The following is a 26,395-nucleotide window of genomic DNA, read 5'->3' as shown; positions in this document are numbered from 1 at the left end:
CGCACCGAGAGCTTCGACATCTTCTTGTAGCGCTCCTCCATCTCGCGCACCGCCCATTTCAGGGCGACGACCGCCTTCTTGGGATCGGTGACGACGGGGGTGAGCAGATGCGGGATGCCGTCATAGACGGAGAGCTCCAGCATCTTGGGATCGACCATGATCAGGCGGCATTCCTCCGGCTTCAGCCGGTAGAGGATCGACAGGATCATGGTGTTGATGGCGACGGACTTGCCCGAGCCGGTGGTGCCGGCGACGAGCAGATGCGGCATGCGGGCGAGATCGGCGATCACCGGCTCGCCGCCGATGGTCTTGCCGAGGCAGAGCGCGAGCTTGTGCTTGGTCGCCTCGAAATCCTGGCTGGCGAGCAATTCGCGCAGGAAGACGGTCTCGCGGCGGGTGTTGGGCAGCTCGATGCCGATCGCGTTCTTGCCCTGAACCACCGCGACGCGCGCCGATACCGCGCTCATCGAACGCGCGATGTCGTCGGCCAAAGAGATCACCCGGGAGGATTTCGTGCCCGGCGCAGGCTCAAGCTCGTACAGGGTCACCACCGGACCGGGGCGCACCTGCGAGATTTCGCCGCGCACGCCGAAATCCTCGAGCACGCCTTCGAGCAGCGTGGCGTTCTGCTCCAGCGCATCGGTCGAGACCGCGTTCGCCGCGACCTTCTTCGGCTCGGCCAGATAGGTCAGCGGCGGCAATTCGAACGAGTCGCGGTCGAGCAGGGAGGGCTGCGCCTCGCGCTGCATGCGCTTGCCGGGCTTCGGCGCGGCGCGCGGCATCGCCACGCGCGGAGCGTTGAGATCGCGCAGATCCTGCGGCTCGTCGTCGAGATCGAAAGGTGCGTCGTAATCGCCGGTCGCCCGGCCGGGCGTGGTGGGGCGGGCACCGGGCAGGGGCTCGGGATCGAAATCGGGCAGGCCGCGGCGCCCGGCCGGCGCCTCGCCGAATTGCGGCTCGCGGCGAACGCGGCCGTTGTCACGGGTCGGAACCAGGCCGGTATCGACGGCCGGCTCGGGGGGCTGCGGCAGGCGGCGCAGGATCGCGGCCCGCAGCGCCATCGCGCCATGGGCGAGCCAGCCGATCAGGATGACGGCGATGCCGGGCTCGTCGTCGCGGCGCTCGTCGCTGTCGGACCAGTTGTCCTCGGCCTCGTCACTGTCGAGAACCGGGTCCTCGTCGGTGACGAAGCCGAAGCCAGCGGCGGCGGTGACGGCGAGAATGGCGATGCCGGCATAGAGGAAGCCGACGAGGCTGCCGACGGCTCCGCCGGCGATGCCCGCGATATTGCGCGTGCCGAAGAGCAGACCGTCGCCGATCACGCCGCCCATGCCGGTGGGCAGCGGCCAGCGCGGGGTCGCGGGCAAGGCGCTGGCGACGGCGGCAGTCGCAGCGACGCCGACGACCCAGAGGCCGAGCTTCAGTGCGCCGCGATCGAAGATGTGGAAGCGGACGAGCCGGAGCGCCCAGATCACCGGCGGAAACAGCAGGGCGATGACGCCGAGGCCGATGAGCTGCATCAGGAGATCGGCGACCATGGCGCCGGGGCGGCCGAGCCAGTTGCGGATGGCGCCGCTGGTGGCGTTGTTGAGACTGGGGTCGTCGACCGACCAGCTCGCCAGCGCCGTGGAGATGGCGATCATCAGGGCGAGAACGCCCATTCCGGTCAGCTCCGAGGCGCGGCGCGACAGGAACTCGCGCACCGGGTCAGGCAGGCGGTCCATGAGCGATTGGGAGCGGCGGATCGTGCGCATGCGGTTTCGGGTCTTGTCCGGACTGTCGGGCCGCACCATTCGGCCATCAGCGGAAGGTTAGGAAGCCGAGGTTAAGACCCGCTTAACCTTGAACCGCGCTCGCCGGTTCCTGCCGCCGATTGTCGGGAGCGGATGGAACGGATCGCGGTGCGCGGCCTTGAGTTCGAGACGGAAAGGAGGTGTTCCATGACCGTATCGAAGACCGTTCAAGCCCGGATCGCCCGTATCTGGCGCGGCCGCACGACGCGCGCGAAGGCGGATGCCTACGCGGTCTATCTGAGGAGCGAGGGCGTGGCGCCCTTGCTGGAAAAGGCACTGGGCGCGCAGATGTTCCGGGAGGATCGCGAGACCGAGAGCGAATTCGTCACGATCTCCTATTGGGAGAGCATCGAGGCGATGTCGCGCTTCGCCGGCCCCGATCCACGCCGCATTCATCACCTGGCGCGTGACGCCGAATTCCTGATCGAGCTGCCCGACGGCGTACAGGTCCTCGAGATCGTCGTGAACGAGCCGGGTTGACGCCAAGAAAAACCCCGGCGGTTGCCCGCCGGGGTCGAGGTACCGCCGAAGCGGTGGGAGGATCACATGTTGTAGGCGCGCTCGCCATGCTCGGCGATGTCGAGGCCCTCGCGTTCCTGGTCCGAGGTGACGCGCAGGCCGACCACCGCATCGATGATCTTGAACAGGACGAAGGAGCCGACGCCGCACCAGATGACGGCGACGGCGACCGCGACGAACTGCTTCCAGACCTGGGCGCCCATCGCGTAATCGGCGACGCCGACGCCACCCAGCGCCGGGGCGACGAAGATGCCGGTGCCGATCGAGCCGATGATGCCGCCGACGCCGTGGACGCCGAAGACATCGAGCGAATCATCGTAGCCGAGCGCGTTCTTCACCGTGGTGCAGAAGAAGAAGCAGACCACGCCTGCGATCGCGCCGAGCACGATCGCGCCCATCGGGCCGACCAGGCCGGCAGCCGGGGTGACCGCGACCAGGCCGGCGACGATCCCTGAGAGCATGCCGAGCAGCGAGGGCTTGCCCTTGACGATCCATTCGATGAAGAGCCAGCCCAGCGCCGCTGCGGCGGTCGCCGTGAAGGTGTTGATCATGGCGAGCGCCGCGCCGGCGGTGGCCTCGAGGTTCGAGCCGGCATTGAAGCCGAACCAGCCGACCCAGAGCACGGCGGTGCCGATGAAGGTCATCGTCAGCGAATGCGGCGACATCAGTTCCTTGCCGTAGCCGATGCGCTTGCCGATCACCAGCGCGCCGACGAGCGCGGCGATGCCGGCATTGATGTGGACGACCGTGCCACCGGCGAAGTCGAGCGCGCCGAGGGTGAAGAGATACCCTTCCGAGAACCAGACCATGTGCGCCATCGGGAAATAGACGAAGGTCGCCCACAGCACGACGAAGAGCAGCAGGGCCGAGAACTTCATGCGCTCGACGAAGCCGCCAACGATCAGCGCGGGCGTGATCATGGCGAAGGTCATCTGGAAGCAGATGAAGACATATTCGGGGATCACCACGCCCTTGGTGAAGGTGTCCGAGGTCGTCTCGCTGGTGACGCCGGTCAGGAAGGCCTTGGAGAAGGAGCCGATGAAGCTGGTCAGCGAGCCGCCGCCGGTAAAGGCGAGGCTGTAGCCATAGACGACCCAGACGATGCACATCACGGCGGCGGTGGCCGTGACCTGGCTCATCACCGAGAGCATGTTCTTCGAGCGGGCGAGGCCGCCATAGAACAGCGCCAGGCCGGGCAGCGTCATGAACAGCACGAGCAGCGTCGAGACCAGCATCCAGGCGGTGTCGCCCTTGTTGGGAACGGCAGCGGCAGCCGGCGCCTGTGCCAGCGCGGTGCTGACCGAGAGTGCGGCGAGAGCGAGACCAGCCGATCCGGCCCGCAGCGAGGTCCTGAGAATCATCGTCGAAAACTCCTTGAGGGGGCGGGGCTCAGAGCGCGTCGGCATCGGTCTCTCCGGTGCGGATGCGCACGGCCTTCTCGATCGAGGAGACGAAGATCTTGCCGTCACCGATCTGGCCGGTGCGGGCCGCGGTGGTGATCGTCTCGATCACCCGGTCGACGAGATCGTCGGAGACGGCGACCTCGATCTTGATCTTCGGCAGGAAGCTCACCGCGTATTCGGCGCCGCGGTAGATTTCGGTGTGACCCTTCTGGCGGCCGTAGCCCTTCACCTCGGTCACGGTCAGGCCGTGAACGCCGACGGCGGTGAGCCCGTCGCGCACCTCCTCCAGCTTGAACGGCTTGATGATCGCCATCACGATTTTCATGTGCTGGGCTTCCCGTTTGCGCCGCCCGGTCGTCAGCCCCGGCGATCTCGTTGCACCTCTCGCGCCTGCGGGACCGCAGTTGCGTCGCAACATGCAATTCAAGGGACGTGCCAACGTGCTCCCGGAGCGGCAAAGCCGCATCCAGAGGCGAAATCATGCAGGAGAAGCGGTAAGAACCGTCGAGTCTGCCTAATAATAAGGCAATCGTCTGGTTTCTGCGCAGCTGCCTGAAATCGGGTCAGCCGAGATCAGGCCGAGGTCGGACGAGGCCTTCCTGCGCCACTGACGCCACCAGGCGGCCCTGCCGATCGAAGATGAGACCGCGCGAGAAGCCGCGCGCACCGGAGGTCGAGGGGCTGTCCTGCGAATAGAGCAGCCAGTCGTCGGCCCGGAACGGGCGATGGAACCACAGGGCGTGGTCGAGACTCGCGGCCTGGATCTTCTGGTCGAACACCGTCGCGCCATGGGCGATCAGGCTGGAATCGAGCAGGAGCAGGTCGGAGGCGTAGGCGAGCACGCTCTGGTGGAAGGCCGGCTCGTCGGGCAGTGGCTCGATCGCCCGGATCCAGACGTTGAACTTCGGCTCCAGGTTGGCGCTGCCGCGATAGCGTTCGAGCTCGACCGGGCGGATCTCGATCGGCCGCTTGCGCTGGTAGAAGGTCTGGAGCGGATTGGGCTGTGGCGAATTGAACAGTTTCGCCATCTCCTCGCGATCCGGCAGCTCTTCCGGCATCGGCACCTTCGGCATCGGCATCTGGTGCTCGTAGCCGGGCTCATCGACATGGAAGGAGGCCGACATCGCAAAGATCGCCTCGCCCTTCTGGATGGCGAGCACGCGCCGCGTGGTGAAGGAGCGGCCGTCGCGCAGGCGGTCGACCTCGTAGACGATCGGCACTTCAGGGTCGCCCGCCAGCAGGAAATAGGCATGCAGCGAATGCGGCTGCCGATCCTCGACGGTCTTACAGGCGGCATAGAGCGATTGTGCGATCACCTGCCCGCCGAAGACGCGCGGCCAGGTCGATTTCGGGCTGCGACCGCGGAACAGGTTGCGCTCGAGCGGTTCGAGGTCGAGAATCGCCGTCAGGGAGGCGCTGATCTGGGACATGGTCGGCGGCATCGCGGTCAGGTTGACGGAGCGGCCGGCGGCCCGCACAGGGACAGCCGGTTTCGCCTGGCATCAGCACCGAGGCATCCCGTGGCGTCAAGTCGACGCGGAGAGAAGGACGGCATGGCTATCGAACAGGGCAACAGCGCCATGCGCATCGTCATCGCGGGCGGCGGCATCGCCGGGCTGGCGCTGGCTCTCGCGCTGAAGCAGGGGCTGGGCGAGGATTTCGCGGTGATCCTGGCCGATCCGGCGCTGGCGGCTGCACCGCGCGCCGATAACCGCGCCTATGCGGTCGCGGCCGGCGGGCGGGCGATGCTGGAGACGCTCGGCATCTGGGAGACGATCGCCCATACCGCCCAGCCGATGCTGGAGATGATCGTCTCGGACAGCCGGACCGAGGACGCCGTCCGACCGGTCTTCCTCACCTTCGATGGCGAGGTCGAGCCCGGCCAGCCCTTTGCCCATATGGTCGAGAATGCAGCGCTGGTCGCGGCCTTGAAGGCAGCTTGCGAGGGGGCCGGTGTCGAGCTCCGCAGCGCTGGCGTGCGCCGCTTCACCGCTGATGATACGGCGGTCGAGCTGGTTTTCAGCGACGGAACGCGCTGCGAGGCTGCCTTGCTGGTCGCGGCCGACGGCGCGCGCTCGAAGCTGCGCGAACAGGCTGGCATCGGCTGGGTCGGCTGGGACTATGGCCAGTCCGGCATTGTCGCGACGATCGGCCACGAGCGGCCTCATCAGGGACGGGCCGTCGAGCATTTCCTGCCGTCGGGGCCTTTCGCGATCCTGCCGCTGACGGAGGGCGGCGCGCTTGGACACCGTTCGTCGATCGTCTGGACCGAGCGGAAGGAGAATGTCGGACCGCTGCTTTCGCTCGACGCCCAGGACATGCTGGCCGAGATCGAGCGGCGTTTCGGGCTTGAACTCGGCGAGATCGCCCTTGAAAGCGCGGTGAGCGCGCATCCACTCGGCTTCGGCGTGGCCCGGCGTTTCGTCGGCGAGCGGCTGGCCCTGCTGGGCGATGCCGCGCATCTGATCCACCCGATCGCCGGACAGGGGCTCAATCTGGGCCTGAAGGACGTCGCGGCTTTGGCCGAGGCCATCGTCGACGCGGCCCGGCTGGGTCTCGACCCCGGCACGGCCGACGTGCTCGAAGATTACGAGAAGGCGCGCCGCTTCGACACCGTGGCGATGGGCGCGGTGACTGACGGGTTGAATCGTCTGTTCTCGAACGATGCGACGCCGGTCAGGCTGGCACGCGATCTCGGACTTGGGATCGTCGACCGGATGCCGGGGCTGAAGCGCTTCTTCATCCGCGAGGCTGCGGGCGTCGCCGGAGCGACGCCGCGGCTGCTGCGGGGCGAGGCGCTCTAAGGGTCTCGCTTATGCGGGCCAATCCTCTTCGCGCCAGTCGCGCGCTGTATGGATGACGCGCAGAATCGCCACGACCTCACGCTCGCCTTGGGATGCGATGGCATAGGCGAGGATGTAGGTCAGGCGAGGAACCAGCTTTTCGTAGGTACCGTTCACGCGACCGGGTCGTCCGGTCGCGAACTCGCCGAGCGCATTGCCGGTCTGCTCAATCGCATCAACGGTCCGTTCGGCGGCGTCTGGGTTGTCTTGGGCGATGTGTCTGAGGATAGCGAAATAATCGCGCCTGGCGTCATCCGACCAGATGACCGGCTTCATCTCCGGCTGGCTCGCTCGCGCCGCGCATCCGCGATGATCCGGCGAGCGTCCGCCATGACTTCATCATGCGACACGACCCGCCCGGCCTCGACATCGGCGAGGCCGCGCTTGATCCCTTCGATGATCTCCAGCTCGCGGTCGACATAGGCTGAAACAGCCTCGCCTGCGAGGAAGGACTTGCTGCGCCGGGTGCCGGCGGCGATGCGTTCAAGTTTCCGCTTGGTTTCGGCTGAAACCCGGATCGTCATGGTTTCCGTCGCGGGCATCGCCGTGATCCTTGTGTTAGAGTGTGTACATCCTAACACAAGGCTGGAATTGGGCCAAATGGCCTCAATCTTCCAGCTGGCGTGCTTCTTCCGGCAGCATGATCGGGATGCCGTCGCGGATCGGATAGGCCAGCTTGGCAGGGCGGCTGATCAGCTCCTGCTTCGCAGCATCGTATTCCAGCGTCGCCTTGGTCAGCGGGCAGACCAGGATTTCAAGCAGCTTCGGGTCGATGCGGGTGGTCGTGTCGGCTTCGCCGGTCATAGGTCTTTCCGTTCAAAAAGGGCATCGGACCGAAAAGCGGATGCCGCCTTCCGGTCCGATGCCATGACACTCAGCCTGGATCGCTTCGCGCGTAACGCACTCGACAATCTAGTGCTTGCGCGGCAGGTCGGCCAGCATGCCGGCTGCCACCATCAGTTTCGGCAAGGTGAGACCGGAGCTGGTGATCGCGTTGATCGTGGTGCGGGTGCGTTCCGCATCCTCGCCGCGCTCCGCCAGCCAGCTTTCCAGCGTGCCCTCGCCCTTGGCCGAGGCTGAAACCTCCTGCGTCAGGTTGGAATGGGCGTCGTCCAGCGTCTCGATCGCCCGTTCGCGAGCAAGGCGCTCATAGTCGTCCGTCGCCGGCACGGCGGCGGCCGCCGCCTTGAGATTCGACAGGCCGAATTGCGCATCGATGCCGAAATGGATGCGGGCGACCTCGCCGATCCTGCGCTTGCTGCGCTCGGCGATATCGACGATGTCGGTCGCCTCGGCCAGCGCCGGCAGGCTGGCAACGCGAGCGGCCAGCGCTTCTGGCACCCCTTCCGAGGAGAGCACCGCGATGCGCGCGAGCCTTGCCTGCGAAGCGGCCTCCGGCAGCAGGCTGCCGAGTTCCTCCGACAATTCCCTCACGCCCTTGGCGTAATGCGCGATGGTCTGCTCGATTGTGCCGGGCTTGGCGACGCCGCGCCGCAGGAACCAGCCCATCCGGTTGGTGACGAGTTCCTGCGCGGCGCCGTAGAGGCCGAGCTGGGTCTTGCCGGGAATCTTCGCGTCGAGCGCATCGATCTCGCCGTTGAGCGCGATGAGATCGAAGGAATCGCGCGCGATCGCGTAGGCCGCGGCGATGGCCGGCGCGTCCGAGCGGGTCAGCGCCGCCAGCACCGGCACGAGCGCCGGGCCGCCACGGTTGACGATGGCGTTGGCGAGCTGCGTCGCCACGATCTCGCGGCGCAGCTTGTGGCTGGCGATCGCATCCGGATAGGCCTCGCGCAGCGCCTTCGGGAAATAGCGCACGAGTTCGGTCGCGAGATAGGGATCGTCCGGCACCGAGGATTCGAGCAGCGCGTCGTGCACTGAAAGCTTGGCATAGGCGAGCAGCACCGCGAGTTCTGGCCGGGTCAGGCCTTCGCTGCGCTTCTCGCGCTCGGCGAGCTGGGCATCGCTCGGCAGGTACTCGACCGCGCGGTCGAGCCGGCCATCCTTCTCCAGCGTCTGCATCAGGAAGCGCAGGCCCGGCGTTGCGGCCGATCCTTGCGCCTCCGTCAGCGAAAGCGCCAGCGTCTGCAGGTAGTTGTTGCGCAGGACGAGGTCGCCGACCTCGTCGGTCATCGCGGCCAGCAATTCGTTGCGCTTGTCTTCCTTCAGGCGGCCGTCCTTCACCGGGCCGGCGAGCGCGATCTTGATGTTGACTTCGACGTCGGAGGTGTTGACGCCGGCGGAGTTGTCGATCGCGTCGGTGTTGATCCTGATGCCCTTGCGAGCCGCCTCGATGCGGCCACGCTGGGTGACGCCGAGATTGGCGCCCTCGCCGACGACCCGCGTCCTGAGATCGTTGCCGGTGATGCGGATCGGATCATTGGCGCGGTCGCCGACCTGGGCGTCGGTCTCGTCGGAGGCGCGGATATAGGTGCCGATGCCACCGAACCAGAGCAGGTCGACGCGGCTCTTAAGGATCGCCGTCATCAGCTCGGGCGGCGAAACCTCCTTCTTGTCGAGATCGAGCAGCGCCCGAACTTCCGGGGAGAGCGGGATGCTCTTGGCCTGGCGCGAGAACACGCCGCCGCCCTTCGAGATCAGGCTCTTGTCGTAATCGGCCCAGGACGAGCGCGGCAGCTTGAACAGGCGCTGGCGCTCAGCCAGGGACTTCGCCGTGTCCGGGTCGGGATCGAGGAAGATGTCGCGGTGGTCGAAGGCCGCGACCAGCTTGATCGCCGGCGAGAGCAGCATGCCGTTGCCGAAGACGTCGCCCGACATGTCGCCGACGCCGGCGACGGTGAAGGGCGTGGTCTGGATGTCGATATCGACCTCGCGGAAATGGCGCTTCACCGCTTCCCAGCCGCCGCGAGCCGTGATGCCCATGCCCTTGTGATCGTAGCCCTGCGAGCCGCCGGAGGCGAAGGCGTCGCCGAGCCAGTGATGCTTCTCCAGCGAGATCGCGTTGGCGGTGTCGGAGAAGGTCGCGGTGCCCTTGTCGGCGGCGACGACGAGGTAAGGATCGTCGCCGTCATGGCGCACCGTTTCCGGCGGCGGCACGATGGTCTCGCCGTCGAGATTGTCGGTGAGCTCGAGCAGGTTGCGGATGAAGATGCGGTAGCTCTCGGTGCCCTCGGCGAGCCAGGCGGCGCGGTCGGAGGCCGGCGGAAGCTGCTTCGGGAAGAAGCCGCCCTTGGCGCCGACCGGCACGATCACCGCGTTCTTGACCTGCTGCGCCTTGACCAGGCCGAGCACCTCGGTGCGGAAATCCTGCGGCCGGTCGGACCAGCGCAGGCCGCCGCGGGCGACCTTGCCGAAGCGCATATGGATGCCCTCGACGCGTGGCGAATAGACGAAGATCTCGTAGAGCGGGCGTGGCAGCGGCAGGCCGTCGACCCTGGCACAGTCGAACTTGAAGGTGATGGTCTGGCGCGGCTGGCCGTCGGGGCCGATCTGGAAGAAGTTGGTGCGTAGCGCAGCATCGACCAGATTGACGAGGCGGCGCAGGATGCGGTCGTCGTCGAGGCTGGTGACGGCGTCGAGTGCCTCTTCGATCTCGGCATGCTTCTGGGCCATGCGCTGCTCGCGCTCGCCCGCCGGGACACGCGGGTCGAACTTCGCGGCGAAATAGGCGACGAGTCCCGAGGCGATGTCGGGATGGCTGGTCAGGGCGTCGGCGATATAACCCTGAGCGTAGGGCGCGCCGGCCTGGCGCAGATAGCGGCCGAAGGCGCGCAGCAGGGCCGCTTCCCGCCAGGCGAGGCCGGCGGCGAGCACGAGCTGGTCGAAGCGATCGGATTCGGCGAGGCCGCGGAACTGCGCCATCAGCGCCGCCTCGATGGTCGGATCGAGATGCTCGATATCGATCTCGCCGTCGTCGGCGCGCTCCAGCGTCATGTCGTGCAGCCAGATGCGGACAGTGTCGCCATTGCCTTGCGGCATGACGTTGTAGGTCCGCTCGTTGACGACGCGGAAGCCCATGTTCTCCAGCACCGGGACACGGGCGGAGAGCGAGATCGGCGCGCCGCGCGAGAACACCTTGAGATTGGCGCGCTTGGCGTCGTCGCCCTCGCGCCGGTAGAGATTGACGGCGCGGCTCCGCTCCGGCGTGAGCTGCTGGAGCATCTCGATATCGACGAGCGCGTCAGCCGCCGAGAAGCGCTCGCGATAGGCGGCGCCGAAGGCCGCGGCATAGCGCTCGGCCAGCGCACGGGCGGCCGGGCCGGCCTTCTCCTGGTCGAGCACGTCCTTCAGCCCATCGCCCCAGGTGCGGACGATGGCGCTGATGCCGGATTCCAGCGTGGCGCGTTCGACGCGCGGGGTTTTGCCCTCGTCCCGGCCGATGATGTAGTGGGTGCGCGAGAGCGGCCCCTCGGGATAGGCGGGATAGGCGGCGGAGAGGCGCCCACCGTAGACCCGCGCCAGGAAATCGCCGACGCGCTGGCGCACCGTGGTGTCGTAGCGGTCCTTCGGGATGAAGACGAGGATCGAGACGAAGCGGTCGAACTCGTCGACGCGGGCAAGCGCGCGGATGCGCGGCCGCTCGGTGAGCTGAAGGATGTCGAGGGCGAACTGCTCCAGCGTCGCCACGTCGATCTGGAAGAGCTCGTCGCGCGGATAGGCGTCGAGCACGTTCATCAGCGCCCGGCCGGAATAGCTCGCCGGGTCGAAGCCGATATTCTTGGCTACGCGCGCGACCTTCAGCCGCAGATAAGGAATGGCCCGGGCCGAGCCGGTATAGGCGTTCGAGGTCAGCAGGCCGACGATGCGCAGCTCGCCGTCGAGCCTTCCATCCGGCGTGAACAGCTTGACGCCGACATAGTCGAGATGAACGCGGCGATGGACCAGGCTCTTGACGTTGGCCTTGGTGATGATGAGCGCCTGGGGCTTGGCCAGGAAGGAGCGTAGCTCGGGTGTCACCGTGACCAGTTCGCGGCCTTTGCGCAGGACCTTGACCGTCGGGTCGCGGAGAATGCCGAGCCCCGAGCCCTCGATCGGGTCGGCGGCGACGTCGCCGCCGGGGAAGCGATAGGCGCGGATGCCAAGCAGGGTGAAATTGTCGCCGGCGATCCATTCGAGGAATTGCAGCGCCTCGTTGATCTCGTCCTCCGGCAGCGGCGGCGGATTGGCGCGGTAGGCCTGGATCACCTCGGTGATGCGGCCGCGCATCGCGGCCCAATCGTCGACCGCCAGCGCGACATCGGCATAGACGCGCTCGAGCCCGATGCGCAGCTTTTCGCGCGCCTCCGGCGTGTCGATGCGCGGGACGTGGATATGGAGCAGGCTCTCCCGGCGCGTGCCTTCGGGCGCGCGGCCGGCGGCTTCGCCGGCGAGCGAGGCGAACTTGCCCTTGGCGTCGCGGGCGACCGCGAGGATCGGATGGGCAACGAGGCGCGGCTCGTGGCCCTGCTCCTGCAGTTCGGCCAGCGTCGAATCGAGCAGGAACGGCTTGTTGTCGTTGACGACCTCGAGAACGGTGAGCTGGTTCCTGCGCTCGCCCTCGCCGAATTCCTCGTCACGGAAACGCAGGTTGATCGTCTCGGGCTTGCGCGGCTGGGCGAGGTGCTCGAAGGCCGCGGCCGCGGTGTGAGCCAGCATTTCGGCCGGCAGGGCCTCGAGATCCTCGGCGACGGAACGGCCAAAGAGCAGGCGGGGGAACTCGGCGGGCATCGAACTCTTCAGTCCGGTGGCTGCGGCCTCGATCGCTGCGATTGCACTCGCAGTCGCGTTCGTCACCCGTTTGCCCATATCCCAACCCCAGTTGTTTTGCCGCAGCGATGACATAGGCTGCGGAGCCTTTCAACTTGCCGTGCCTGAAAAAGCGGCAAACTGACGCTCCCCCGACTCGACAGGACACACCATGGCAACAAAGCATGACAAACCCAAGGTGGGAGAAGAGCCGGCGCGGCAGGATTCGCCCCCGAGCGTGATGGCTCTGGATCTGAAGCCCGGTGCGCTCTCGGCCGAGAACCAGGCCTATTTCGCGAAATGCCAGGAGAAGCTCGGTTTCGTGCCGAACGTGCTGACCTCCTATGCGCATGACGATGCCAAGCTCACGGCCTTCGCCGCCTTCTACAACGACCTGATGCTGGCGCCTTCCGGCCTGTCGAAGCTGGAGCGGGAGATGATCGCGGTGGCGGTCTCCAGCGTGAACCGTTGCTATTATTGCCTCACCGCCCATGGTGCGGCGGTGCGCCAGCTCTCGGGCGATCCCGTGCTGGGCGAATTGCTGGTGATGAACTACCGGGCAGCGGATCTCTCGGTGCGGCACCGCGCCATGCTCGATTTCTCGGTCAAGCTGACGGAAACCCCGCATCTCGTCGGGGAAGAGGATCGCGAAGGCCTGCGCAAGGCAGGTTTCAACGCGCGCGACATCTGGGATATCGGCGCCGTCGCGTCCTTCTACAACATGTCGAACCGGATGGCCTCGGCGGTCGATATGCGGCCCAACGCCGAGTATCACCGGCAGGTGCGGTGAGCCGGGTTCCGGCGCGCCGGCCGCGAGCATTGCCACAAAAGAAAAACGGCCGGCGCAATGCCAGCCGCTAGTTGGCCCCGACTCGGTGGCCCGGCTCCGCCCGAACTCCGGGGGGCTGGGGGGCTGACAAACCGGTGATCAGCGAAACCGGGCCGTCGAGGCAACGAGGAGAGTTGAACGGCGCAACTTGGCGCTCGCTTGACGCGTTCGCGGCGAAAATGGGGCAATCGCCGTGAGGGCTCGACTCACGCGCGAATGTGATTGCTGCGCCGGCATCCCTTGCCAGCGCAGGACTGCGGGCGCATCATCCCGGAATGATTTGGTGAGGCCCCGGACAGGGAGGCGCCATGAGCGAAAGCGAAACGCCGCAATCGCAAGCCGCCGGTGCGGTCGTCAATTTCCCGGTGCCGGCGCGCCCGGCGCCCGTGACCTTCGACCGGCGCGAACTCAGCGAATTGCTCAACCTCTATGGCCGCATGGTCGCGGCCGGCGAATGGCGTGACTACGCCATCGATTTCCTGAAGGACAAGGCGCAGTTCTCGGTGTTCCGGCGCTCGTCGGAGATGCCGCTCTACCGGATCGTCAAGGATCCGGCGCTGGCGCGGCGGCAGGGCGCCTATTCGGTCGTCGCGGCGACCGGGCTGATCCTGAAGCGCGGCTCGGAACTCTCGCGCGTGCTCAAGGTGCTCGACAACAAGCTCAGCGTGGTGAGCTGACAGGCCTGCCCGCGCCGGGTTCAGATGCCCGGCGGCGTGCGGTCGCCCTCGCCCAGTTCCTTCTGCATCAGCATCTGATCGAGCCAGCGGCCGTGCTTGAAGCCGACCTTCTCGGCAACGCCGATCAGGTGAAAGCCGGCGCGCTCATGCAGGCGGCGCGAGCCGATCGAGGCGCCGGTGCCGTCCCCGATCACCGCGATCATCTGGCGGAAGCCGCGCGCGGCGCAGGCCTGCATCAGGGCGTCGAGCAGCAGGCTGCCGATGCCAAGGCCCTGCGCGGTGGGCGCGAGATAAATCGAGTTCTCGACGGTGGCGCGATAGGCCGGGCGCGGCCGGTAGGCGCCGGCATAGGCATAGCCGAGGATGGCACCCTCCCGCTCCGCGACGAGATAGGGGTAGCCGCCGGCCAGGATCGCCTCGTAGCGCCGCTGCATCTCGGCCTCGCCCGGCGGCTCCAGCTCCCAGGAGGCGGTGCCGTGCAGCACCGCATGGGTGTAGATCGCGGCGATGGCGGGGATGTCGGCCGTTGCGGCCGGGCGGATCGAAGGCGGCGTCATGCCCAAAGCATGAGCAATCTGCGTGCCAGAAGGGAAGGCCCGCTCAAAGAAAAAGCCCCGGCCGTGAGGCCGGGGCTCGTGCGCTCCTGTTCAGGAGCCTGTCATTCTCACTCGCGGTTGCCGATCAGCGCGAGCAGGAACTGGAACATGTTGATGAAGTTCAGGTAGAGCGACAGCGCGCCGTTCACCGAGAGCTTCGCAGCTTCCTCCGGGCCGAGCTCGGAGTAGAGATACATCTCCTTCAGGCGCTGGGTGTCCCAGGCGGTCAGGCCGGCGAAGATGCCGACGCCGACCAGCGAGATGACGAAGCCCAGAGCGCCCGAGGCCAGGAAGATGTTCACGATCGAGGCCAGGATCAGGCCGATCAGGCCCATGACCAGGAACGAGCCCATGCCGGAGAGCGACTTCGAGGTGGTGTAGCCGTAGAGGCTGAGGCCACCGAAGGCCGCCGCGGTGATGAAGAAGACCTGCACCACCGACGCGCCGGTGTAGCGGATCAGGATCGTCGAAAGCGAGACGCCCATCACCGCCGCGAAGGCGAAGAACATCGTCCGGGCGGACGAGGCCGACATCTTGTCGGCGCGGAACGAGAAGAAGAAGATGAAGGCCAGCGGCGCCAGCGCGACCACCCACATCAACGGCGTGCCATAAAGCAGCTGGCCGAAGGAGGTGAGATAGGTGTTGCCGATCTTGGCGACGGCGTTGGCCTGATCGGTCACGGCCATCTTGTTGATGCCCAGCGCGAACAGCGCCGAGATCGCAAGGCCGATCACCATGTTGTTGTAGACGCCGAGCATGAACGAGCGCAGGCCCTGATCCATCTCGACGGCGCTGGTCTGCTGTGCGCGGCCGGCACCCCAGACTGGAGCATTGCGGTCGAAGTTGCTCATTAAGCGAGTTTCCCCTGACGGTGTTTCGGACGACGGCAAGCGCGCAGGCACCAGCCGTCCTCGCGATCGATCGTCGCGATGACGGGAATATGAGGGGCTTTCGCTTTCCTTACAAGACCCCGCCATGGTTAAGGCCCGGCGGGTGATAGAAGTTCGGTGCCGCTGCCATGCAGAATTACAGGATTTTAATGTCTATCGAGGCTCGATCTCAGATAGTCATCATAAATTTCTGAGATGAGAAGCTGGCGCTTTCGTCAGTATTTTTATCGTACCGACCAGACCGAACAGGACGGTAACCCCGACAGCAGCAGTCGCAGAGAGTATTGCACCGGTCGGGTCACTGACGAATTCGATCCGCATCACTTGCGTGACGATGCCCCAGCCCGCCGCAGTACCCGCGACAACGCCGAAGACGGCCGCGACGAGGCCGATGGCGGCGTATTCAAGGGCGTACGACGAAAGTATGAAGCGGCGGGTGGCGCCGAGCGTTTTCAGGATCATCGCGTCATAGAGCCGCGCCCGCTGTCCGGCGGCGAGTGCGCCGCCGAGCACGAGCAGGCTGGCGGCGATGGCGAGGCCGGAGGCGCCGCGGATCGCCATGGCGAGCTGGGCGACGATGGTGTTGACCGCTTCGAGCGCGTCCTTGACCCGCACCGCCGTCACCGCCGGGAAATCGAGCGCGAGGCGGCGCATCAGCACGGCGTCGGTCGCGCCCTTGCCGTCGGGGCTCGACGCGACGGTGGCGAGATTGGTGTGCGGTGCGCCCGCGAAGGTATTGGGCGAGAACACCATGACGAAATTGATGCCGAAGGAGCGCCAGTCGACCGTGCGGAAATTGGCGACACGGGCGGTGATGTTGCGGCCGAGCACGTTGACGGTGAGCTTGTCGCCGATCTTCAGGCCGATGCCGGCAGCGTTCTGGGCGTCGAAGGAGACCAATGGCTCGCCGCGATAATCGGCCGGCCACCATTCGCCAGCGGAGACGCGCGAGCCTTCCGGAAGGGTGGCGGCATAGGTGATGCCGCGGTCGCCATCGAGCACCCAGGCGGATTGCTCGCTCGCTTTGATGTCTTCGGCGCGGGTCTCGTTCACGGAGACGATGCGGCCGCGCATCATCGGCACGCGCTCGGTCTTCGCTCCCGGCCGTTCCGCCGCGAGGAAGGCGTCAAAGCGCTCGGAATCGCGGCTGGGCACGTCGAGGAAGAAGAAGCTCGGCGCCTTGTCGGGCAGGGCGCCGGTGAGCTGCCGGGTCAGGCTGACATCGATGAAAGAGAGCGCCGAGAGCAGCGCGACGCCGAGGCCGAGCGAGAGCACGAGCGCGGGCGTCAGAGCGCCCGGCCGGTGGCTGTTGGCGAGGGCCATGCGGAGCGCCGGGCGGCGCGGACGCGGGATGCGGCGGGCGATTGCCATCAGGCCGAACGAGACGGCACGCAGCAGGAGGAAGACGCCGAACATCACGCCGATATAGATCAGCGCGATCCGGCGATCATAGGCGAAGCCGATGGCGACGCCGGCGAGACCGGCCAGCGCAAGCGCGCAGAGCACCAGATAGATCGCGCGCGGGCGGCGCGGATCGGGCTCGACCTTGTCGCGGAACAGGGCCGAGACGGAAATGTCATGGGCGCGGCCGAGCGGGATGATCGCGAAGACGAACGCCGTCAGCAGGCCGTACAGCGCGGCGATGGCGAGCTCGCCCGGCGCCAGCGTCGGCTCGAACGGCACCGGCAGGATGCTCTGGACGACGGCGCCGAGGCCGAAGGGCGCGGCGGCGCCGAGCACGAGGCCGATCGCTGTGCCGATCGCGGCGACGAGCATGACCTCGGTCAGGTGGATCGCGACGACGCGTCCGCCCGTGGCGCCGACGGCCTTCATCGTGGCGAAATCGAGCTTCTTTGCCTCGACGAAGCGGCGCACCGCATTGGCGACGCCAACGCCGCCGACCAGCAGGGCGGTGAGGCCGACCAGCGTCAGGAACTGGGTGAAGCGCTCGAGATTGCGCTGGAAGCTCGGCGCGGCATTGGCGCGGGAGCGGATTTCCCAGCCGGCATCGCGCTGCTGCGCGCCGGCATCGGCGATCAGCTTCTCGAGATCGGTATCGCTCGTCGCGGCTTGCGGGAGCTGGAGGCGGTAGGTCCAGCGGATCAGGCTGCCGGGCTGGATCAGGCCGGTCGCCTTCAGGGCCTCCTGCGACATCAGAAGGCGCGGGCCAAAGCCGACGCCAGCCGCGATCTTGTCGGGCTCGGAAACGAGATTGGCACGCAGCTGGATTTTCGCGCCGCCGACCGTGACGATGTCGCCGGGCTTGAGGTCGAGCCGCCCGAACAGGACAGGGTCGGCGACCGCGCCATAGACGCCGTCGCGCTGGTCGAGCAGGCCGGACAGCGGCGTCCGTGGGTCGGTCTCGACCGTGCCGATGCTGGGATAGGCGGCGTCGACCGCCTTGATCTCGACGAGAGCCGCGCCCTTCTCGCCTGCATTGGCCATGCCGCGCATGGTGGCGATGCTGGAAACGGTGCCGCGTGCGGTCAGGAAGGCGAGTTCGGGCGGTGTCGCCTCGCGATGGATCAGGCTGAAGGCGGCGTCGCCGCCGAGGATGCGACGGCCTTCGCGGGCCAGCCCCTCGGTCAGGCCGCGCGAGGCGGAGGCGACGGCGGCGATAGTCATCACGCCGAGCGCGAGGCAGGCGATGAAGATGCCGAAGCCGCGCAGGCCCGCGCGCAGGTCGCGGATCGCGAGGCGCAGGACGAGGCCGATGCCTAGGGTTCGATAGGCCGGGCTTTGCGGCGGCTTGACGGGAGCGTGCATCGTCAGGCGACCACCGTCTCGGGCTCGGCCTCGATCACGCCGGAACGCAGGCGGACCGTGCGTTCGCAGAGCGCGGCGAGTGAGAGATCGTGGGTGACGAGCACCAGCGTCGCGCCGCGCTCGCGCTTCAGGGCAAAGATCAGGTCGACGATCGCGCGGCCGGTCGATTCGTCGAGATTGCCGGTGGGCTCATCGGCGACGAGGATCGCCGGGTCGGGCGCGACGGCGCGTGCGATCGCGACGCGCTGCTGCTCGCCGCCGGACAACTGGGCTGGATAATGGTCCATGCGGTGACCCAGGCCGACATTGCGCAGTTCCGCTTCGGCGCGGGCGAAGGCGTCCGTGTGGCCGGCGAGTTCCAGCGGCAGGGCGACGTTCTCGCGCGCCGTCATGGTCGGGACGAGGTGGAAGGACTGGAAGACGATGCCGATATGCCGGCCGCGGAAGATTGCGAGCCCGTCCTCGTCGAGGGCGCCGAGATCCTGGCTGGCGACCTTGACGAGGCCGGAATCGGGGCGCTCCAGCCCGGCCATGGTCATCAGCAGCGTCGACTTGCCGGAGCCGGAGGGGCCGACGAGGCCGGTCGCCTCACCATCCGCCAGCGACACCGAGACGCCCTTGAGGATATGGACGCGGGCGGCGCCGCGCCCCAAACTCAGGTGGACATCCTGCAACTCGATTGCCGAAGCGGCCTTCTCGCTCATCACGCCATGATCCTGATTTCACGACCCATCGCCATCCCCGTTCGCACGGAATCGCGCCCCGAACGGGGCAGGTTCTCGGCACGGTACGGTCTGCGGCCATATGGGCTCAGCTTCGCGCTTGTCCAATCGGCTGCGACGTTTTTGGTCGCGTTCCTGCTGCTTTTCATCGGGTCCCCTGACATGGCCGGCGCGCAGACTCCTCCCTCCAACGCGAGCGCGGCGCGATCGCTGAAGCTCGTCGCCTTCGGCGATTCGCTGTCGGCGGGGTACAACCTGCCGGGCAGCGCAGCCTTCCCCACCGTTCTGGAGCAGGCGTTGCGCCAGAAGGGTCTGGCTGTCGAAATCGTGAACGCCGGCGTCTCCGGCGACACGACGCAGGGCGGGCTCGAACGGCTCGACTGGTCGGTGCCCGACGGCACCGACGGCGTCATCCTCGAACTCGGCGCCAACGATGCCTTGCGCGGCGTCGACCCCGCCCTGACCCGCAAAAACCTCGAGGCGATGATCGTGCGCCTGACCGAGCGGAAGATCCCGGTGCTGCTCGCTGGCATGTATGCGCCGCGCAATCTCGGCGAAGATTATGCGAAACGCTTCGATGCGATCTATCCCGAGCTTGCGAAGACGCACGGGCTGGTGCTTTACCCGTTCTTCCTGGAAGGCATCGCGGGAGACCGCGCTTTGAACCAGGCGGATGGGCTGCATCCCACGGCCGAGGGCGTCGCCGTCATCGTCCGGACCATCCTGCCGACGGTCGAGCGTTTCATCGCCAGCCTGCCACCCAGGTCCTGATCCGCCCGCGGATTCTCCGCGCGGCGTATTTCCGTTTCCGCATCGCCGCCCGCCGGCCCCGCTCCCGGAGTTGCTTCGCCATGGAATACCGCCGCCTTGGACGCACCGATCTCAAGGTCTCGGTGATCTGCCTGGGAACCATGACCTGGGGAGAGCAGAACACCGAGGCCGAAGGCCATGCCCAGATGGACTATGCCGTCGAGCAGGGCGTCAATTTCTTCGACACCGCCGAGCTGTACTCGATCCCGCCGAAGCCGGAGACGCAAGGCTCGACCGAGCGGATCGTCGGCAGCTGGTTCAAGGCGCGCGGCAAGCGCGACAAGATCATTCTGGCGTCGAAGATCTGCGGACGCGGCGGCAATACCTGGTTCCGCGACGACAAGAGCCCGACGCGGGTGACGCGCAAGCAGATCTTCGAAGCGGTCGACAAGAGCCTGCAGCGGCTGCAGACCGATTATATCGACCTCTACCAGATCCATTTCCCGGAGCGGCCGATGCCCTGGGGCTCGAATCCGACGCGATTCTCCAAGGCAGCCTTCGAGCAGCCGGCCGACGAAACGCCGATCGCCGAGCAGCTCGATGCCTTCGCGGAGGTGATCAAGGCCGGCAAGATCCGCCATCTCGGCCTCTCCAACGAGAGCGCCTGGGGCACGATGCGCTTCGTTGGCGATTCGGAAATCCGGGGCACGCCGCGGGTGCAGTCGATCCAGAACGCCTACAGCCTGCTCAACCGCACCTTCGAGACGGCGCTCGCCGAAGTGGCGCTGCGCGAGGATGTCGGCCTGCTCGCCTATTCGCCGCTGGCGCAGGGCTTTCTCACCGGCAAATATCTCGATGGCGCCCGCCCGGCGGGAACCCGCACGACGCTGTTCGACCGCGGCCAGCGCTACCAGACGGCCGGAGCGGAGGAGGCGATCAAGCGCTATATCGCGCTCGCCCGCGAAGCCGGGCTCGACCCCGCGCAGATGGCGCTCGCCTTCGTCAACAGCCGTTCCTTCGTGACCGCCAACATCATCGGCGCGACCTCGATGGAGCAGCTCAGGACCGACATCGCCTCGATCGACGTGAAGCTCTCGCCGGAGGTTGAGGCAAAGATCGACGCGATCCATCAGCTCGTCGGCAATCCCTGCCCGTAGGTTTCGTTTCCAGTCCACACACGGTCATCCCGGGCGACCGAAGGGAGACCCGGGATCCATTCCGGAACGGTTCCGGCATGGATCCCGGATCGGCGCCGCTATCGCGGCTTGTCCGGGATGACCGCGCGGGAGTGGGGATGAGGGCGCAAAAACAATTCCCCTAAGCCGGCTTCCTGCTCTACCGTCTCGCCAGAGTCACAATCGCTTGGCAGGGATTCGCTCATGCCGAGGCTGTTCATCGCTCTGGAAATCCCCGCCGAAGTCGCGACCGGCCTGACATTGCATCGCGGCGGATTGTCGGGTGCCCGCTGGATCGAGCCGGCCGATTATCACATCACCTTGCGCTTCCTGGGCGATGTCGACCGGCGCATGGCGAACGATGTCGACTACATGCTCTCCGATCTCACGGCCTATCCCTTCGAGGTCACGCTCGATGCGCTCGGCAGCTTCGGCGGCGACAAGCCGCGCGCGCTGTTCGCGCGGGTGCAGCCGAGCAAGGCGCTGAGCGACCTCCAGGGCGATCTCGAGCGGCAGATGCGCCGCCTCGGCCTGCCGGCGGAGGCGCGCAAGTTCGTGCCCCATGTCACGCTGGCACGGCTGCGCGACACCTCGCCCGGCGAGGTCGCGCATCATCTCGGCCAGCACCCGATCGTCAGGCCCTTCGTCTTCACCGCGCGCCGGGTGGCGCTGATGTCATCGCGCGATTCGATCGGCGGCGGGCCCTATGTGCTGGAGGCGGCCTATCCGCTCGGCCCGTCCTACCCGAATCGCCTGCCGCGGGAGATGCGCCGATGACACGGCCGAAACGATTGAGCCCCGAGGCGCAGGCCGAAGCGCTGGCGACCTTGACCGGCTGGAAGCTGGTGCAGGGGCGCGAGGCCATCGCCAAGCGCTTCGTCTTCCGTGATTTCAGCGAGGCTTTCGGCTGGATGACGCGCGTCGCGCTGCTGGCCGAGGCGATGAACCATCATCCGGAATGGGCGAATGTCTACCGGACCGTGGATATCACGCTCGCAACCCATGATGCCGGCGGCCTGACCGAGCTCGACGTCAAGCTGGCCCGCGCCATCGACGCGATCTCGGATTAGGTCGCTGCCTAGCTGCCTTGCCGCGGTGCGGGCATGACATGGCGCGAGAGGCCTGCCGGCAGGCGCTTCACCACGCTCTTCAACATCGGTCGCCAATGCTGGATGCCGAGATGGCAGGCCAGCCGCCCCTTCAATGATAGCGGCCGGAGCCGGTCGCTGACCGCGACGCAGCCATCGGCGTGTTCGCGCTTGTAGGGCTCGGCCGGAGCCAGGAGGTCGAAGACCGTGCTGCCACGGGCGCGGGCGCCGGCGAAGCTGTGGTGGATCAGGATCTTGCCGATGCCGTCGTGCTCATGATCCGGATCGGTCGCGAGGACATGGGCGAAGCTGTGGCCCTTGCAGTCGAAGGAGAGGTCGATGCCGATCGGCGCGCCATCGCTGAGGATGCACATGATCCGCAGCGTGGCCTCGCCGGAGGCGTCTGCCGCCAGATCGGTGAAGAAGGCGCCGAAGCGGGAATCGTTGATGACCGGCGCGACGATGCCGCGCCGTGCCAGGGTCGCCCGCTTCATCGCGATCGCCGTAGCCGCGAGCCGGGCCGCGTCGGGGCCCGGTGGCGGCATGGCGTAGGCGACCGGGCCGCGTTCCTCCAGGCGGCGCAGGCGCCGGCGGTGGTTCGAGCGTTCCCGTGCGGTATAGGCGAGACTTGGGCCGGATTCGCCGACGCGGCGGGTGAGGTCCGCGAAGGGCGCCTCCTGCCGGTCGCCATGGGCCGCGCCATCGAGCAGGCGGCTCAGCGCAAGATGCGAATCGGCGCGCAGCTTGCGGGCTTCGAAGAGATCGGCGCGCAGGGTTTGGATGAAGGCCCAGCCGGCTTTCAGCAGGGCGTCCTCGCCATCGCCGACGAGCACGTCGCCGAACTGGGCGACCGGCACGCCCATGAAGCGCAAGGTGTCGAGACCGTAGCGCCTCTGGCGGATGAGCGGCCAGACCATCACCAGTTCACCGGCCCGGCGGGCTATGACGATGCTGAGCCGGGTATCGGGGCTGAGGTAATGCGTCGTCCAATGGCGCAGGAATACATGGCTCTGGAAGAGCTGCGATGGCGCAGCCGAGCGTTCGAACAGGGCCTCCCAATCGCGGCGCAGCGCCAGGAAGCCCGCGACATCCTCGACCAGATCGAGCGTCACGGCGTCGTCCGGCCGGGTGGCCAAGGGCATCGCCGCGTTCATGGCCCCGTGCGCAGATGCGCGATGAGGCGTTTCGCGCCCGCCATGCGGAAGCGGGCGAGATAGGGCAGCATCAGGAGCGGGTGGCGCGCCGCGAAGGGCGCGTCCTGCTCGACCATGTGGCGGACGGCGACGACCGGGAAGGGCGCGCGCAAGGGGCGGAACTGCGGGTTCCACAGGCCCGGCGCCTCCGAGTCCGGGTGCATCAGGCCGATCATGCGGAAGCGGCGCAGGGATGCGAATTTCAGGCGCTTCTGGACCCGTTGCAGCATCGCCGTGCCGGCCGGATCGGCGCAGCCGGGGAAGCCGAGGATCACGGTGCGGAAATGCTGGAGGGTCGCTTGCGCGGGAATCGCGTCGAGATCGGCGAAGCTGCGATGCACGGCCGCGAAGGCCGTGCCCTCATCGGCTGCCGTTGCTGTGGAGATGCCGAGGCGCACCATGTCGAGCTTCGCAGCCTGGCGGGTGAAGGGGCAGACCGCGCCTGTCCGGCCGAGATCGACATGGCTGCTCATCAGGTAAGTCTCGACCCAGCCGACGAGTACGGCCAGCGGCGGTGCGGCGCCGTCCGCGCAGCGGGCGCGGGCTTCGGGCAAGGTCAGGAGCTGCGGATCGGCGCTGGCGCTATCGGTCATGGCTGCATGACGGGAGAAGGTGCAGCCGTGGCATAGCAGCCCCGGATTAGCGAAGGATTGATCGCTGCCGGCATGTCGCCAGCGCTGCGTTGACGCGTTCTAAACCCTGTTCCAGCCGCAAGTCGTGAGCGCCGCCAGCATATGCGGCGGCGGCGGCGCCTCGACCGTGATCGGATCGCGCTTCTTGTAGAGTGGGATCGCGATCGATCGGGCATGAAGCTGGAGGCCCGGCCCGCCTTCGCGCGGGGCATCGCCATAAATCTCGTCGCCGAGCATCGGCCAGCCCGAGGCCTGGCAATGGACGCGCAACTGGTGGGTGCGCCCGGTCAATGGTTCCAGCGCGAGCCAGGCGAGTGGGCCATGCTCGCTCTCGCCCCGGCCGAGCACGCGATAGCGGGTCTGCGAGGGCAGGCCGGCGGGATCGACCTTCATCCACCAGCCGCGCTCGGGCGAACGCTTGGCCAGGGGAAGATCGATCAGCCCCTCATCCTGCGCGGGATGGCCCTGCACGATCGCCCAATAGGTCTTGTCGATGCGCCCGTCGCGAAACATCTGGTTGAGCTCGGCCATGGCGCGGGGATGACGGCCGAGCACGAGGCAGCCGGAGGTGTCCTTGTCGAGCCGATGCGCGGCTTCCGGCTTGCGTGGCAGGCCGAAGCGCAGGGCATCGAGATAATCGGTCAGGACCGGGATGACGCGGCGCTTGGCCTGCGGGCCGCGATGCGAGGGCAGGCCGGCAGGCTTGTCGATGACGAGCATCATGGCGTCGCGATAGAGCAGCGGCACCGGCAGCTCGTCGTCGATCTGCCCGGGTGATTGCGAATTTTCTGGTCGGTCCGGCGCTGCCATGGCATTGCGCTACCCAACCCGGCCCGGCGGCGCAACCGAAGATGCCTGCCGAACCGAAGACAGGACGACGATGAGCGAGACCGAACCGAAGAAACGCGGCTTCTTTTCGAGGCTGTTCGGACGCGACGAGGAAGCGGCCACACCGGCGCCCGCGCCCGAGACGGCGACCGAGCAGGTTGTTGAGACGGTTGAGGAGCTGAAGCCGGAAGCCGAAGAGATCGCTCCTGCCCCGGCTGTCGAGACGGAAGCGGTTGTCGTCGAGGCGGTGACCCCTGAACCCGTTGCGCCGCCTGTTCCGGTTGAGGAGGCTGCACCTCCGGCGGAGCCCGAGCCGGAACCTGTCGTTGCCGTCGCTCCGCAGCCCGAGCCGATCGTTGCTCCCGAGCCCGCTCCCGTCCCTGCGCCGCAGCCGAAGCGGAGCTGGTGGCGGCGATTGACCGAGGGGCTGTCGCGGACCTCCTCGGCACTGACGACGGGGATCACCGAGCTCTTCACCAAGCGAAAGCTCGATGCCGGCACGCTGGAGGATCTGGAAGACATCCTGATCCAGGCCGATCTCGGCCTTGCGACCTCAGCCAAGATCGCCAAAGCGGTCGGCGACGGGCGCTACGACAAGCAGATCGAGCCGTCCGAGGTGAAGGCGATCCTGGCGCGCGAGGTCGAGACGATCCTCCTGCCCGTCGCCCAGCCCCTGGTGATCGACGCCACGAAAAAGCCGTTCGTGCTGCTGATGGTCGGGGTCAATGGCTCCGGCAAGACCACGACGATCGGCAAGCTCGCCGCGAAATTCCGCACTGAGGGCAAATCCGTGATGCTCGCGGCCGGCGACACCTTCCGCGCCGCGGCGATCGAGCAGTTGCGGGTCTGGGGCGAGCGCACCGGGGCCGAGGTCGTCTACGGCCAGCAGGGCGCCGATGCCTCGGGCCTCGCCTTCGAGGCGCTGCAGAAGGCCAAGGCCAATGGCACCGATGTGCTGCTGATCGACACCGCCGGCCGGTTGCAGAACAAGCAAGGGCTGATGGACGAGCTTGCCAAGGTCGTGCGCGTCATTCGCAAGCAGGACCCGAACGCCCCGCATGCGGCCCTGCTCGTACTCGACGCCACCGTCGGCCAGAACGCGATTTCACAGGTCGAGGCCTTTCGCGAGACGGCGGGCGTGACCGGGCTGGTCATGACCAAGCTCGACGGCACGGCGCGCGGCGGCATCCTGGTGGCGCTGGCGGCGCAGTTCGGCCTGCCCGTGCATTTCATCGGCGTCGGCGAAAGCGTCGATGACCTGGAGCCGTTCTCGGCGCGCGATTTCGCGCGAGCCGTGGCGGGATTGGGAGAAGCGGCGTGAGCGAAACGACTCAGCAGGTTCCAGTCGAGGCGGCGGGTAAGGGCAAGGCGGTCAACCCGTTGCTCAAGCTGGCGCTGGAATTCGGGCCGCTGGCGATCTTCTTCTTCGCCAATTCCTACGGTGACCGGCTGTTCCACGTGGCTGAGGACCGGCGCATCTTCGTCGCGACCGGCATCTTCATCGCCGCTTCGCTTGTGGCGCTGGTGCTGTCGCGGGTGCTGATGGGCTATCTGCCGCGCATGGCGATCGTGAACGCGATCGTCGTCACCGTCTTCGGTGGTTTGACGCTGGCGCTGGACGACGCCTTCTTCATCAAGGTCAAGCCGACCATCGTCAACGCGCTGTTCGGCTCGGTGCTGCTCGGTGGGCTGTTCTTCGGGCGCTCGCTGCTCTCGCTGGTGCTGGAGACGGTGCTGCAGCTCGATGCCGAGGGCTGGCGCAAGCTGACCTTCCGCTGGGGGCTGTTCTTCTTCGTGCTGGCGGCCATCAATGAGGTGGTCTGGCGCACCCAGACCCAGGATTTCTGGGTCGCTTTCAAGGTCTGGGGCGTAATGCCGCTGACCATGATCTTCGCCCTGGCGCAGACGCCGTTGATTCTGAAGCACGAGATCAAGCCGGCGAAGACCGAGGAATAGCCGGGTTTCTGGCTGCTCTTGCCAATTGGCAATATTATCTCCATTTTATG

25 protein-coding genes are annotated in these 26,395 nt (G+C 67.1%); 10 read left to right on the top strand and 15 right to left on the bottom strand.

Annotated elements, in window-relative coordinates; genetic code table 11:
- Positions 1-1,754 (bottom strand): DNA translocase FtsK (locus tag BLQ70_RS24280; RefSeq protein ID WP_091862591.1); only part of this gene is annotated, 1,754 nt, incomplete at its 3' end.
- Between the two features lie 186 nt (positions 1,755-1,940).
- Here BLQ70_RS24280 and BLQ70_RS24275 point away from each other — a divergent pair.
- Positions 1,941-2,273 carry an antibiotic biosynthesis monooxygenase family protein gene (locus BLQ70_RS24275; RefSeq protein WP_091862588.1) on the top strand — a complete coding sequence of 111 codons (333 nt, stop codon included), beginning with the start codon at positions 1,941-1,943 and terminating at the stop codon, positions 2,271-2,273.
- A gap of 62 nt (positions 2,274-2,335) precedes the next feature.
- Here BLQ70_RS24275 and BLQ70_RS24270 read toward each other — a convergent pair whose 3' ends face one another.
- The 3 genes from BLQ70_RS24270 to tesB all read right to left on the bottom strand — a co-directional run bounded on the left by BLQ70_RS24270 (position 2,336) and on the right by tesB (position 5,145).
- On the bottom strand, positions 2,336-3,673 hold the full coding sequence (locus BLQ70_RS24270) for an ammonium transporter (RefSeq protein WP_091862609.1): 1,338 nt from the start codon (positions 3,671-3,673) through the stop codon (positions 2,336-2,338).
- A 28-nt stretch (positions 3,674-3,701) separates the two neighbouring features.
- Positions 3,702-4,040: a P-II family nitrogen regulator gene (locus BLQ70_RS24265; protein WP_061966489.1), complete on the bottom strand. Its 339-nt coding sequence runs from the start codon at positions 4,038-4,040 to the stop codon at positions 3,702-3,704.
- A gap of 238 nt (positions 4,041-4,278) precedes the next feature.
- Positions 4,279-5,145 carry an acyl-CoA thioesterase II gene (gene tesB / locus BLQ70_RS24260; RefSeq protein WP_091862605.1) on the bottom strand — a complete coding sequence of 289 codons (867 nt, stop codon included), beginning with the start codon at positions 5,143-5,145 and terminating at the stop codon, positions 4,279-4,281.
- 123 nt (positions 5,146-5,268) lie between these two features.
- Here tesB and BLQ70_RS24255 point away from each other — a divergent pair, with 123 nt between their 5' ends.
- On the top strand, positions 5,269-6,519 hold the full coding sequence (locus tag BLQ70_RS24255) for a ubiquinone biosynthesis hydroxylase (protein WP_091862585.1): 1,251 nt from the start codon (positions 5,269-5,271) through the stop codon (positions 6,517-6,519).
- Positions 6,520-6,528: 9 nt separating this feature from the next.
- Here the strand turns inward: BLQ70_RS24255 and BLQ70_RS24250 are convergent, their stop codons facing one another.
- The 4 genes from BLQ70_RS24250 to BLQ70_RS24235 all read right to left on the bottom strand — a co-directional run bounded on the left by BLQ70_RS24250 (position 6,529) and on the right by BLQ70_RS24235 (position 12,303).
- Positions 6,529-6,834 (bottom strand): type II toxin-antitoxin system RelE/ParE family toxin, encoded by a 306-nt coding sequence (locus tag BLQ70_RS24250; protein WP_091862582.1) that lies wholly within the window; start codon positions 6,832-6,834, stop codon positions 6,529-6,531.
- The gene (locus tag BLQ70_RS24245) at positions 6,831-7,100 is read right to left on the bottom strand and encodes a CopG family ribbon-helix-helix protein (RefSeq protein WP_091862580.1); all 270 of its coding nucleotides are present in this window, start codon (positions 7,098-7,100) and stop codon (positions 6,831-6,833) included. The genes BLQ70_RS24250 and BLQ70_RS24245 overlap by 4 nt, the downstream gene beginning before the upstream one ends.
- Before the next feature lie 64 nt (positions 7,101-7,164).
- Positions 7,165-7,362: a Trm112 family protein gene (locus tag BLQ70_RS24240; protein ID WP_061966490.1), complete on the bottom strand. Its 198-nt coding sequence runs from the start codon at positions 7,360-7,362 to the stop codon at positions 7,165-7,167.
- A 108-nt stretch (positions 7,363-7,470) separates the two neighbouring features.
- The gene (locus BLQ70_RS24235; RefSeq protein WP_091862578.1) at positions 7,471-12,303 is read right to left on the bottom strand and encodes an NAD-glutamate dehydrogenase; all 4,833 of its coding nucleotides are present in this window, start codon (positions 12,301-12,303) and stop codon (positions 7,471-7,473) included.
- Between the two features lie 181 nt (positions 12,304-12,484).
- Between BLQ70_RS24235 and BLQ70_RS24230 the strand changes: the two genes are divergently transcribed.
- The gene (locus tag BLQ70_RS24230; RefSeq protein ID WP_061966491.1) at positions 12,485-13,033 is read left to right on the top strand and encodes a peroxidase-related enzyme; all 549 of its coding nucleotides are present in this window, start codon (positions 12,485-12,487) and stop codon (positions 13,031-13,033) included.
- Between the two features lie 347 nt (positions 13,034-13,380).
- A complete protein-coding gene (locus BLQ70_RS24225) occupies positions 13,381-13,749 on the top strand; it encodes a DUF2794 domain-containing protein (protein ID WP_061966492.1) in 369 nt (122 codons plus the stop codon).
- Between the two features lie 20 nt (positions 13,750-13,769).
- Here BLQ70_RS24225 and BLQ70_RS24220 read toward each other — a convergent pair whose 3' ends face one another.
- The 4 genes from BLQ70_RS24220 to BLQ70_RS24205 all read right to left on the bottom strand — a co-directional run bounded on the left by BLQ70_RS24220 (position 13,770) and on the right by BLQ70_RS24205 (position 18,705).
- Entirely contained in the window at positions 13,770-14,306 is a 537-nt protein-coding gene (locus tag BLQ70_RS24220) for a GNAT family N-acetyltransferase (RefSeq protein WP_091862570.1), read from the bottom strand.
- 107 nt (positions 14,307-14,413) lie between these two features.
- The gene (locus BLQ70_RS24215) at positions 14,414-15,196 is read right to left on the bottom strand and encodes a Bax inhibitor-1/YccA family protein (RefSeq protein WP_061966494.1); all 783 of its coding nucleotides are present in this window, start codon (positions 15,194-15,196) and stop codon (positions 14,414-14,416) included.
- Between the two features lie 219 nt (positions 15,197-15,415).
- Positions 15,416-18,001, bottom strand: coding sequence for an ABC transporter permease (locus BLQ70_RS24210; RefSeq protein ID WP_091862567.1), 2,586 nt, complete (start codon positions 17,999-18,001; stop codon positions 15,416-15,418).
- 2 nt (positions 18,002-18,003) lie between these two features.
- Positions 18,004-18,705 carry an ABC transporter ATP-binding protein gene (locus BLQ70_RS24205; protein ID WP_091862564.1) on the bottom strand — a complete coding sequence of 234 codons (702 nt, stop codon included), beginning with the start codon at positions 18,703-18,705 and terminating at the stop codon, positions 18,004-18,006.
- Positions 18,706-18,885: 180 nt separating this feature from the next.
- Between BLQ70_RS24205 and BLQ70_RS24200 the strand changes: the two genes are divergently transcribed.
- From BLQ70_RS24200 to BLQ70_RS24185, 4 genes are all read left to right on the top strand, one after another.
- A complete protein-coding gene (locus tag BLQ70_RS24200) occupies positions 18,886-19,494 on the top strand; it encodes an arylesterase (protein ID WP_091862602.1) in 609 nt (202 codons plus the stop codon).
- 80 nt (positions 19,495-19,574) lie between these two features.
- The gene (locus BLQ70_RS24195) at positions 19,575-20,630 is read left to right on the top strand and encodes an aldo/keto reductase (RefSeq protein ID WP_091862561.1); all 1,056 of its coding nucleotides are present in this window, start codon (positions 19,575-19,577) and stop codon (positions 20,628-20,630) included.
- 222 nt (positions 20,631-20,852) lie between these two features.
- Positions 20,853-21,425, top strand: a complete 573-nt coding sequence (thpR, locus tag BLQ70_RS24190) for an RNA 2',3'-cyclic phosphodiesterase (protein ID WP_061966498.1) — start codon at positions 20,853-20,855, stop codon at positions 21,423-21,425.
- Positions 21,422-21,718 (top strand): 4a-hydroxytetrahydrobiopterin dehydratase, encoded by a 297-nt coding sequence (locus BLQ70_RS24185; RefSeq protein ID WP_061966499.1) that lies wholly within the window; start codon positions 21,422-21,424, stop codon positions 21,716-21,718. The genes thpR and BLQ70_RS24185 overlap by 4 nt, the downstream gene beginning before the upstream one ends.
- Before the next feature lie 8 nt (positions 21,719-21,726).
- Here BLQ70_RS24185 and BLQ70_RS24180 read toward each other — a convergent pair whose 3' ends face one another.
- The 3 genes from BLQ70_RS24180 to BLQ70_RS24170 form a co-directional block, all read right to left on the bottom strand.
- Positions 21,727-22,878, bottom strand: a complete 1,152-nt coding sequence (locus tag BLQ70_RS24180; protein WP_170843516.1) for a GNAT family N-acetyltransferase — start codon at positions 22,876-22,878, stop codon at positions 21,727-21,729.
- An 8-nt stretch (positions 22,879-22,886) separates the two neighbouring features.
- Positions 22,887-23,522, bottom strand: coding sequence for a DUF6875 domain-containing protein (locus tag BLQ70_RS24175; RefSeq protein WP_091862555.1), 636 nt, complete (start codon positions 23,520-23,522; stop codon positions 22,887-22,889).
- A gap of 99 nt (positions 23,523-23,621) precedes the next feature.
- A complete protein-coding gene (locus tag BLQ70_RS24170) occupies positions 23,622-24,371 on the bottom strand; it encodes an RluA family pseudouridine synthase (RefSeq protein ID WP_091862551.1) in 750 nt (249 codons plus the stop codon).
- A 70-nt stretch (positions 24,372-24,441) separates the two neighbouring features.
- Between BLQ70_RS24170 and ftsY the strand changes: the two genes are divergently transcribed.
- Complete coding sequence (ftsY, locus tag BLQ70_RS24165) at positions 24,442-25,710, top strand: signal recognition particle-docking protein FtsY (RefSeq protein WP_091862548.1); 1,269 nt, start codon at positions 24,442-24,444, stop codon at positions 25,708-25,710.
- Positions 25,707-26,345 (top strand): septation protein A, encoded by a 639-nt coding sequence (locus BLQ70_RS24160; protein WP_091862545.1) that lies wholly within the window; start codon positions 25,707-25,709, stop codon positions 26,343-26,345. Before ftsY ends, BLQ70_RS24160 begins: the two co-directional genes overlap by 4 nt.
- Positions 26,346-26,395 lie beyond the last annotated feature (50 nt).

This window comes from Allobosea robiniae, assembly GCF_900102525.1.
GTDB lineage: Bacteria > Pseudomonadota > Alphaproteobacteria > Rhizobiales > Beijerinckiaceae > Allobosea > Allobosea robiniae.
This window is presented reverse-complemented; position numbering and strand designations above follow the sequence as displayed.